This window comes from Arenimonas alkanexedens (assembly GCF_054781355.1).
This window is the reverse complement of sequence record NZ_BAAGUO010000002.1, coordinates 640,163-649,822: the sequence shown is the minus strand read 5'-3', so window position 1 is coordinate 649,822 and position 9,660 is coordinate 640,163. Positions and strand designations below refer to the sequence as shown.

Sequence of the window (9,660 nt, the reverse complement as noted above, 5' to 3'; positions counted from 1 at the left end):
TCTTCCTCAGGGGAGCTTCCCGTTGATTACCATTCTGATGGCCGAGGACGATGCCGACGACCGGCTGATGACGCTTGAAGCGTTCCGGGAATGCCGCCTGGGGAATCCCCTGCAGTTCGTCGAGGATGGCCAGGAGCTGATGGACTACCTGCGTCGTCGCGGAAAGTACGCCGACGAGCTGCGCTACCCGATGCCCGGGCTGGTCCTGCTAGACCTGAACATGCCGCGTATGGATGGCCGCGAGGCACTGCGTGAGATCAAGGCCGACCCCGCCTTGCGCGAAATTCCGGTGGTGGTGCTGACCACCTCGAAGGCGAGCGAGGACGTGGCCAACAGCTACGGCGACGGCGCCAATTCCTTTATTACCAAGCCGGTCAGCTTCTCCGCCCTGATCGAGGTTGTGCAAACCTTGGGCAAGTACTGGCTGCAGATCGTTGACCTGCCGCCCTTGGGACAATCCGCAAAATGATGCGAGCGCAACATCTTCGCGTTTTAGTCGTCGACGACGATGAGGAAGACTTCCTGATCCTGCGGGATCTGTTGTCGGGCTTCCCGGCCGGGCAATTCACGCTCGACTGGGTGCCTACCTTGTCTGAGGGTGTCGAGGCGCTGCGTGCCGACAGCCACGACGTGTATCTCGTGGACTATATGCTTGGGCCCGACAACGGGCTGGATCTGGTGCGGCTGGCCGTGACCGAAAAGAGCGCGCACCGGCCGGTGATCATGCTGACGGGCCACGGCAACGCCGATGTCGATCGCGAGGCGCTCGATGCCGGCGCCGCGGACTATCTGATCAAGGGCAATATTGACGGTGAAAAGCTGGCGCGTTCGCTACGCTATGCCGCCGAGCGCGCCCGTCACGTGGGCGAGCTGGAGGACACCCGGCACCGCTACCAGCTGCTGTTCGATCGCAACCCCTTCCCGGCTTGGGTATTCGATGTCGAAACGCTGGGCTTTCTGACCGCCAATGACGCGATGGTGGACGGCTACGGCTATAGCCGCGCCGAACTGGCGTCCATGGTGGTTACCGAGATTTGCGTCCCGGTGCCGGCGGATCGGCTATCTGATTTGCAGTCAAAATGGGCCGTCAAGGACGGCTTTGCCGGTATCTGGCAGCATCGCCGCAAGGACGGCAGTACGCTTTGGGCGGAAATCACCACCCATGGCCTGATGCTCGACGGTCGTGTCTGCCGGCAGGTGATTGCCAACGACATCAGCGCACGCCGGTCCGCCGAGGAGCGGCTGCAGCTGCTGCAGCGGGCGGTGGAGTCGAGCATCAATGGCATCGTCATTACCGACCCGCGCCAGCCCGACAACCCCATCATTTATGTCAATCCCGCCTTCGAGGAAATTACCGGCTACAGCATGGCGGAGGTGGTTGGCCGGAACTGCCGGTTCCTGCAGGACGAATCCACCGTCGCCTCGGAGGTGGCCGTGGTTCGGACGGCGCTGGCCGAAGAGCGCGACTGCAACGTCATCCTCAGCAACCAGCGCAAGGACGGCAGCCATTTCTGGAACCACCTGTTCATTTCACCGGTGCTCGACGACGAAGGCGTCCTGGTCAACTACGTAGGTGTCCAGAATGACCTGACCGAGCGCCACCGGGTCGAGGCCGAGTTGGCCCATGCCGCCAACCATGACCCGGTCACCGGTCTGCAGCGCTTCCCGGTGCTCGAAGCCAGCCTGGCGGAAATGCTGGCCCAGGACGATGCCGTGGTATCGGTGCTGTTCATCGACATCGACCACTTCCATGCGGTGAATGAGTCCATGGGCCACCTGATCGGTGACGACGCCCTGCAGATACTGGCCGAGCGTCTGGGGCCAGCCCTTGGCGGCCGGGCCGGCCTGTCCCGCTTCGCTGGCGACGAATTCGTCGCCGTGGTCGCTGGGCTCGGCAGCGATGAAGTCCAGGCCCTGGCCCAACGCCTGCGCGCTGCGGTCGCTCAACCGATCGAAGGCGATGGCTACCGGCTCTACCTCACCGCGAGCATTGGCATCAGCCGGTCCCCCGAGCACGGCGACAGCGCCATGGAGCTGCTGCGGCGTGCCGAGGCCGCGATGACGCGCGCCAAACGCCAGGGTCGCGACAGCGTCTGCGAGTTCTCCGCCACACAGATGCGGGAACTCGAGGATCGCCTGGTGCTGGGGGCGCGCCTGCGCGAGGCGATTGGCCGTGACGAGCTCAGCCTGCACTACCAGCCGCAGATTTCAGCCAAGGATCTTGGCATCACCGGCTTCGAGGCCCTGGTGCGTTGGAACAGCCCGGATCTCGGATTCGTGCCGCCGGGACGCTTCATTCCTATCGCGGAAGCCTTGGGCCTGATGCCGGAGGTCGGTCAGTGGGTGCTCAACGAGGCCTGCCGGCAGCTGCGTGTCTGGCGCGACCAGGGTCGTGAAGGCTTCACCGTGGCGGTCAACTTCTCGGCCCAGCAGCTGCAGCGGCCCGACGTCGTTGACCAGGTCAGGGAGGCGCTGTCGCGGCACGGCGTGCCGGCGACGATGCTCGAGATCGAGCTGACGGAAAGCTCGTTGATGGAAAACGTCGAACGCGTGCAGGGGCGCCTGGCCGAACTCAAGGCCCTGGGCGTATCGCTTTCGTTGGACGACTTCGGCACCGGCTATTCGAGCCTGTCCTACCTCCGTGAATTCTCGTTGGACAAGCTCAAGATCGACCGCAGCTTCGTCACCGACCTGCCTGACAGCGCCGACGACGTGGTGATCGCCCGCACCATCGTCGCCATGGCACACCAGCTGCGCATGCGTGTTGCCGCCGAGGGTGTGGAGAACGAAGCGCAGGCGAAATTCCTCCGCGAAATCGGCTGCGACGAGCTGCAGGGCTACCACTTCGCGCGTCCGGTACCGGCCGAAGAGATCGACCGCCAGTTCCCGCGGGACTGAACGGCAGCCCGGTCTCGGGTGGCGGCCAACGCCGCCGGGGGCTTATCCTGAGCCCCCCAATCCACGCGAGGACGCGCCCATGCGACGTCATCCGATGCTGCTTTCCCGGGCCCGCCAGGGCCTGCTGCTGGCCTGCCTGCTGCCGATCCTGGCGCTGGCGAGCCGTCCCGAAGTTGCTCCGGCGGCGGTCGGCGAGATCCGTGATCGTGCCGATGCGCCCCTGTTGCTCGACGTTCGTAGTCCTGAGGAGTTCGCCGCAGGACACATCGCCGGTGCGGTCAACATTCCGCACGACCAGCTGGCCTCACGTCTGTCCGAGGTTAACGCCGCGGACCGCCCCTGGGTACTGGTGTATTGCCGCAGCGGCAAGCGCGCCACTAGCGCCGAGACGGTCCTTGCCACGGCTGGCGTGGAAGTCCGCCAGATCGAGGGCAGCTGGCTGCGCTGGCAGGCCGAGGATCGCCCCGTGGCGATGCCCATCACCGCGGCGTCGAGCCGATGAGCGCGTCTCGCTCGATTGCGCTGATCGGCGCCCCCACCGACATCGGCGCCGGCCATCGCGGCGCCAGCATGGGTCCGGAAGCCCTGCGGGTCGCCGGCCTGACCGAGGCCCTGCGCGGGCGCGGCCTGGACGTGATGGACACCGGCAACCTGATCGGCCCCTACAACCCCTGGCTGCCGCCCACCGACGGCTACCGACATCTGGATGAAGTGGTGACCTGGAACCGGCTGGTGATGGACGCCATGCACGCCCAGCTCACCGCCGGCCGCCTGCCGATCCTGCTCGGCGGCGACCACTGTCTGGGCGTGGGCAGTATCACCGCGGTTGCCCGCTACTGCCGGGAGACCGGCAAGAAGCTGCTGGTTCTCTGGTTAGACGCCCACGCCGACTTCAACACCAGCCAGGTCACCCCGTCGGGCAACGTGCACGGCATGCCGGTGGCCTGCTTGTGCGGCTTGGGACCGGAGCCGCTGGTGCGCCTGGGTGGCAACGCGCCGGCGATCCAGCCGTCCGAGATCCGCCAGATCGGCATTCGCTCCGTGGATCAGGGCGAAAAGCGGCTGGTGAAGGAATACGGCCTCGATATCTACGACATGCGCTTCATCGACGAATTCGGCATGAAGCGGGCGATGGAGAAGGCGCTCGAGGGCATTGACGAGAATACCCACGTACACGTCAGCTTCGACGTGGACTTCCTGGACCCGGCCATTGCCCCCGGTGTGGGCACCACCGTGCCTGGCGGCCCGAACTATCGCGAGGCGCAGCTGGTGATGGAGATGATTGCCGACACTGGCCGCCTGGGTTCGCTGGACATCGTCGAGCTCAATCCTGCCTTCGACGACCACAACCGCACCGGCCTGCTGGCCGTGGACCTGGTCGAGAGCCTTTTCGGCAAGTCCACCCTGATGCGGGGATGAGCCTTGGCGTGCTGCAGGCGTGAGTCCGGCGTGAAGGGCGCAGGCATTCATTGACAGTGCACCTGACCTGACTAGACTCAGTCCACCAACAACAACAACAAAGGAACTCGCCATGACCCGTGCCCGTTCGTTCCAACTCGCGCTGCTCGCCCTGATCGCTGCTTTCGCCCTGTCGGGCTGCAATACCGTCGAAGGTTTCGGCAAGGATGTGAAGAAGGCCGGCGGCGAGCTTGAAGAAGCCGCGGAAGAAGCCAAGAACTAAGCAGAAAAAATCCTCCGCAAAACCTCCTGTGGGAGGGACTTCAGTCCCGATGCTTCTCTTGTAGAGCATCGGGACTGAAGTCCCTCCCACATTTGGTTTCAGCGGGGGTCCGGGGCGAAGCCGATCGGGAAGGCTTCGGGCGAGTGGGTCGTGTGCGGCCAGCGGTTCGGGATCACGCCGCGCGCGACCAGGGCCTGGTGGCTGTCGTACCAGACCGTGAGGACCTGGGTCGGGCGCAGGCTGGCGCGCTCGAACTCAGTCGCGGTGGCGGCATCCAAGCGGCGGCTTCCGTGCCCGGTGCCGAGCTGCTGGCGACTGCGGGAGGCGTCATAGCGATCGCTCGAGGCACTTTCGGCGGCGGACTGCGGGGCACGCGCTTCGGCAGCGCCCGCGCGCGACTTGGCGATGGGCGCGGCCTCGGCGATCTCGGCTTCCCAGCGCGGCGGCGGCAGCGGCTGGCGTTCGCGGAAGGCGGCTACACCGATTACGCCGACGTTGCCGGGCCGTCCGGTCCGCGCGGCGTAACTGTCGCCCAGCGACGTGAACTGGAATTCGGCAATTTCCGAGAGGTTCTTGCGCCAGCCTCGCACTTCCACACGCTGCCAGGGCTGCAGCACATAGCCAGCCTGTTGGCTGCCGGCGGTCTCGCCGCTGATGGCGTTCACGCCGTCTACCGACACCACGGCAAGCACGCGTTCGCCGGTCAGGTTCTGCAGTACGACCGCGTAGCGGTGGCCGGGCAGGCCCTCGATGTAGTCGCGGCCCTGGTGCGGGTGGCGCGGCAAGGTTTGGGACTGGTCCAGGTCCAGGACCTGCATCTCTACAAGGGACGGGCTGCGTGCGGCGGCCGGCAGGCTGGCCAGGCTGGCCAGGACGAACAGGGTGGGGATAAGGCGGTTCATGGTCGGGCTCCGTGGTTGGGCACGGATTTCAACGTTCCATCGCCGCAAACGGGGTTTACGGCGCAGGCGGGCTAAAATGGCCGGGTTCTCACAGCAGACTCCGACATGCCCGCCACTCGCGTCCTTACCGGCATCACCACCTCTGGCACCCCGCACCTGGGCAACTACGCCGGCGCGATCCGGCCGGCGATCGCCGCCAGCCATCGCCCGGGGGTGGAAAGCTTCTATTTCCTGGCCGACTACCACGCCTTGATCAAGGTGCAGGATCCGGCGCGGGTACAGCGCTCGACCTTGGAAATCGCCGCCAGCTGGCTGGCCTGCGGCCTGCAGCCGGACAAGGTGTGGTTCTACCGCCAGTCCGACATTCCCGAGATCCCCGAGCTGACCTGGCTGCTGACCTGCGTGGCGGGCAAGGGCCTGCTCAACCGCGCGCACGCCTACAAGGCGGCGGTGGATCGCAATGTCGAGGCGAACGAAGATCCGGACGCGGGCGTTACCGCCGGCCTGTTCATGTATCCGGTGCTGATGGCGGCCGACATCCTGATGTTCAAGGCGCACTCCGTGCCGGTGGGCCGCGACCAGATCCAGCATATTGAAATGGCGCGCGACATCGGCGCGCGCTTCAACCATCTCTATGGCGAGCACTTCGTGTTGCCCGAGGCGGCGATCGAGGACAGCGTGGCGACGCTGCCGGGCCTCGACGGTCGCAAGATGAGCAAGAGCTACGACAACACCATTCCGCTGTTCGCGCCGCCGGCCGAGCTGAAGAAGCTGATCTTTTCGATCGTCACCGACTCGCGGGCGCCGGGCGAAGCCAAGGCTACCGAGGGATCGGCGCTGTTCCAGCTCTACCAGGCCTTCTCCACGCCGGAACAGTCGGCCGCCTTCGCACGTGCCTTTGCCGACGGCATTGGCTGGGGCGATGCCAAGCAGGCGTTGTTCGAGCGCATTGACGCTGAAGTCGCGCCGATGCGTGAGAAGTACGAGGCGCTGATGGCCAAGCCGATCGAGATCGAGGCGACCCTGCGCGAAGGCGCGATCAAGGCGCGTCGGATCGCCACGCCGCTGCTGGGCGCCCTGCGGCAGGCCGTAGGCTTGCGTGACCTGCGCGAGCAGGCGGGTGCCGCCAAGCCGGCCAAGGCCAAGCCGGCAATGCCGATGCTCAAGCAATACCGGGAGACGGATGGGCGCTTCCATTTCAAGCTGGTGGCGGCGGACGGCCGCGAGCTGCTCTTGGGCCTGGGCCACACCTCGCCGCGTGAAGCCGGCCAGGCGATCGCCCGGCTGAAGGCGGACGCCGGTTCCGGACTGCGTGAGGTCGCTGGGCGGGGCGTGCAGTTGGGCGATGAGTTGCTTGGCGAACTGGCTGCGGACGCCGTATTGGAAGACGTTGCCGCGGCGCTCGCGACGTTCGCGGAGGAGGGTGCCTGATGGCCGATATCGCCGACCTAGCGATCCTGCTGTTCCTGCCCTGGTTCGCGATCCTGGGCGCGCTGTACTGGTTCTATCCGCGCTCGCTGGCGCGCACGTCCGCGCGGCGGAATTTCGACATCGCCATGCTGGCCCTGGCCTTCGTCGCCAGTTTCGTCGCGGGGCGCTGGGGCTATTCCATCGCCAGCACCAGCATCGAAGCCGGCCCGATCTGGCGCCAGGTGCTGGCCAGCCTGCTGGCCTACAAGGCCTTCCTGGCGGTGATCGCCGGGGCCTGGGCCTGGCGCGGCATGCGCTTCCGCTAGGCTCCGACGCGGCGCCATGAACCGGGCGCAGAGTCCCCCGCGCCCTGGCTCAGAACGCCTGCGCGGGGGGTGGCTCGGATCAGTTCGGACGCTGCAGGTCGTCGAGCAGGGCGCGCAGGAAGCGTGCGGCCTCGCCGCCGGTGCAGGCGCGGTGGTCGAAGGTGATCGAGATCGGCATCGTGCGATGCGTCTCCAGCCCGCCCAGCACCGGCACCACCGCGTGGAACAGGCGACCGGCGCCGACGATGCAGACGCAGGGCGGCACCACCACCGGCGTAGCGTACTTGCCGGCGAAGACGCCGAAGTTCGACAGCATCAGGGTGTAGTCGCGCAGGTCTTCGGGCGGCAGGCTGCGGTTGCGCACGCCGTCGCGGATGCGGTTGAGCTCGCCGCGGATCTGCCAGGCATCGAGCTTTTCGGCGCCGCGCAGGTTGGCCACGAACAGGCCGTCCGGCGAATCGATGGCGATGCCTACGTCCACCCGCGAATGCCGGCGCAGCGTGCCTTCCTTGGCGTTGAACCAGGAATTGAGTGCCGGCACCGTCTGTCCCGCTACGGCCAGCGCACGGATCAGGCGCGCCATGATGTCTTCGCCCGGCGACCAGGCATGGATGTCGGCGTCGTCCATCAGTGACGTCGGCACCACTTCGGCGTGGGCCTGCGACATGGTGCGGATCATGTTGCGCTTGACGCCGCGGATGGGGTCGTCGACGTCGAGCTTGGCGACGCTGTCTGTAGGAGGGGCTTTAGCCCCGAAGCTCTTCGCTGCGGTGGGAGGGCTCGGCGCGAAGGGTTTCGGGCCCGAAGGCCCTCCTACAGGGGTGGGGCGGGCTGAGGAGGCAGCGGGATTGGCCGCCGCGCGCTTCACGTCGGCCAGGGTCACGTCGCCGTTGGCACCGCTGGCACTGACGCGGGCGAGGTCGACCTTGAGCTTTTTGGCCAGCGCGCGCACGGCCGGCATGGCCTTGACACCGCCGATCGCGACCGCTTGTTCGCTGCGCACCGCGTTGGAACTTTCCATGGCGCCAACGACGGTGCCGGCATCGGCATCGGCGGGCTCCTCGCGAATCTCGCCGCCGGTATCGGAGGCCACGACCGTGAGGTCTTCACCGTCATTGCGCGCGGGCTCGTTCGGCACCGGCTTGCCGGCGCCCTTGTGGCCGTGTGAGTGCCCGGTGTCCTGGGCATCGGCGCGCTGCGGCAGCGAGGGGTCCATTTCGACCTCGACCAGCCAGTGGCCGGTCTCAATGACGTCACCGGCATCGCCGGCGAGCCGGAGCACCTTGCCCGAGTAGGGCGAAGGCACTTCGACCACCGCCTTGGCGGTTTCCATCGACACCAGCGGCTCGTCGAGCTTGACGACGTCGCCGACCTTGACCAGCCACTCGACGATCTCGGCGTCGGGCAGGCCTTCACCCAGGTCGGGCAGGTGGAATAGTTTCTTCTCGCTCATGGGATGTCCTCAGCCGGCCGCGGCGACGCGCTTGGCGGCGGCGACGATTTTTTCCACGCTGGGCAGGTACTTCATTTCCAGGCGGAACAGGGGAATGTGGGTGTCGTAGCCGGTGACGCGCTCGACCGGTGCGAGCAGGTCGAACATCGACTCCTCGGCCAGGCGCGCGGCGATCTCGGCGCCGAAGCCCGCGGTCTTGGCGGCTTCGTGCACGATCACGCAGCGGCCGGTCTTGGCCACCGACTCCTTGATGGTGTCGAAGTCCAGCGGCGTCAGCGTGGCGACATCGATGACCTCGGCGCTGATGCCGTCCTCGGCCAGCTTGTCGGCGGCCTCCAGGGTCTCTTTCACCTGCGCGCCCCAAGTGACCAAGGTGACGTCGGTGCCGTCGCGCAGCACGAAGCACACGTCCAGCGGCAGCGCTTCGCCGTCGTCGGGCACCTCTTCCTTGTACTGGCGGTAGATGCGCTTGGGCTCGAAGAAGATCACCGGGTCCGGGTCGCGGATCGCGGCCAGCAGCAGCCCGTAGGCACGCTGCGGCGAGGAGGGCATCACCACCCGCAGGCCCGGCACGTTGGTGAAGATCGACTCGTTGGCTTCGGAATGATGCTCCGGCGCACGGATGCCGCCGCCCCAGGGCACGCGCAGCACCATCGGGCAGGTCAGGCGGCCGCGGGTGCGGTAGCGGAAGCGGGCGGCATGGCAAACGATGTGATCCACCATCGGATACATGAAGCCGTCGAACTGCGCCTCGGCCACCGGCTTGAAGCCCTGCGAAGCCAGGCCGACGGTGAGGCCGGCGATGGTGGTCTCGTCCAGCGGCGTGTCCAGCACGCGCTGGTCGCCAAAGGTCTGCTGCAGGCCGGCGGTGGCGCGGAACACGCCGCCGTTCACGCCCACGTCCTCGCCCAGCACGATCACGGTGTCGTCGTGCTTCATTTCCCAGGCCAGGGCCTGGGTGATCGCTTCAATCAGGGTAATGGCAGCCAT

10 protein-coding genes are annotated in these 9,660 nt (G+C 66.7%); 7 read left to right on the top strand and 3 right to left on the bottom strand.

Annotated features, from left to right (window positions below):
- Positions 1-22 precede the first annotated feature (22 nt).
- From ACYVGY_RS07575 to ACYVGY_RS07555, 5 genes are all read left to right on the top strand, one after another.
- Positions 23-469, top strand: coding sequence for a response regulator (locus tag ACYVGY_RS07575; RefSeq protein ID WP_460456857.1), 447 nt, complete (start codon positions 23-25; stop codon positions 467-469).
- Complete coding sequence (locus ACYVGY_RS07570) at positions 466-2,898, top strand: putative bifunctional diguanylate cyclase/phosphodiesterase (RefSeq protein ID WP_460456856.1); 2,433 nt, start codon at positions 466-468, stop codon at positions 2,896-2,898. The genes ACYVGY_RS07575 and ACYVGY_RS07570 overlap by 4 nt, the downstream gene beginning before the upstream one ends.
- A 79-nt stretch (positions 2,899-2,977) precedes the next feature.
- A complete protein-coding gene (locus tag ACYVGY_RS07565) occupies positions 2,978-3,400 on the top strand; it encodes a rhodanese-like domain-containing protein (RefSeq protein WP_460456855.1) in 423 nt (140 codons plus the stop codon).
- Positions 3,397-4,317 (top strand): arginase, encoded by a 921-nt coding sequence (rocF, locus tag ACYVGY_RS07560; RefSeq protein WP_460456854.1) that lies wholly within the window; start codon positions 3,397-3,399, stop codon positions 4,315-4,317. The genes ACYVGY_RS07565 and rocF overlap by 4 nt, the downstream gene beginning before the upstream one ends.
- A 112-nt stretch (positions 4,318-4,429) precedes the next feature.
- On the top strand, positions 4,430-4,579 hold the full coding sequence (locus ACYVGY_RS07555; RefSeq protein WP_460456853.1) for an entericidin A/B family lipoprotein: 150 nt from the start codon (positions 4,430-4,432) through the stop codon (positions 4,577-4,579).
- Positions 4,580-4,677: 98 nt separating this feature from the next.
- Here the strand turns inward: ACYVGY_RS07555 and ACYVGY_RS07550 are convergent, their stop codons facing one another.
- Positions 4,678-5,481, bottom strand: coding sequence for a hypothetical protein (locus ACYVGY_RS07550; protein ID WP_460456852.1), 804 nt, complete (start codon positions 5,479-5,481; stop codon positions 4,678-4,680).
- A gap of 105 nt (positions 5,482-5,586) precedes the next feature.
- On the opposite strand from ACYVGY_RS07550, the gene ACYVGY_RS07545 reads away from it, so the two are divergent.
- Together ACYVGY_RS07545 and ACYVGY_RS07540 are read left to right on the top strand one after the other, a co-directional pair.
- Positions 5,587-6,912: a tryptophan--tRNA ligase gene (locus ACYVGY_RS07545; RefSeq protein ID WP_460456851.1), complete on the top strand. Its 1,326-nt coding sequence runs from the start codon at positions 5,587-5,589 to the stop codon at positions 6,910-6,912.
- Positions 6,912-7,217 (top strand): hypothetical protein, encoded by a 306-nt coding sequence (locus ACYVGY_RS07540; protein WP_460456850.1) that lies wholly within the window; start codon positions 6,912-6,914, stop codon positions 7,215-7,217. Before ACYVGY_RS07545 ends, ACYVGY_RS07540 begins: the two co-directional genes overlap by 1 nt.
- 79 nt (positions 7,218-7,296) lie before the next feature.
- Here ACYVGY_RS07540 and ACYVGY_RS07535 read toward each other — a convergent pair whose 3' ends face one another.
- Together ACYVGY_RS07535 and ACYVGY_RS07530 are read right to left on the bottom strand one after the other, a co-directional pair.
- On the bottom strand, positions 7,297-8,670 hold the full coding sequence (locus ACYVGY_RS07535; protein ID WP_460456849.1) for a dihydrolipoamide acetyltransferase family protein: 1,374 nt from the start codon (positions 8,668-8,670) through the stop codon (positions 7,297-7,299).
- Between the two features lie 9 nt (positions 8,671-8,679).
- On the bottom strand, positions 8,680-9,660 hold the full coding sequence (locus ACYVGY_RS07530) for an alpha-ketoacid dehydrogenase subunit beta (protein WP_460456848.1): 981 nt from the start codon (positions 9,658-9,660) through the stop codon (positions 8,680-8,682).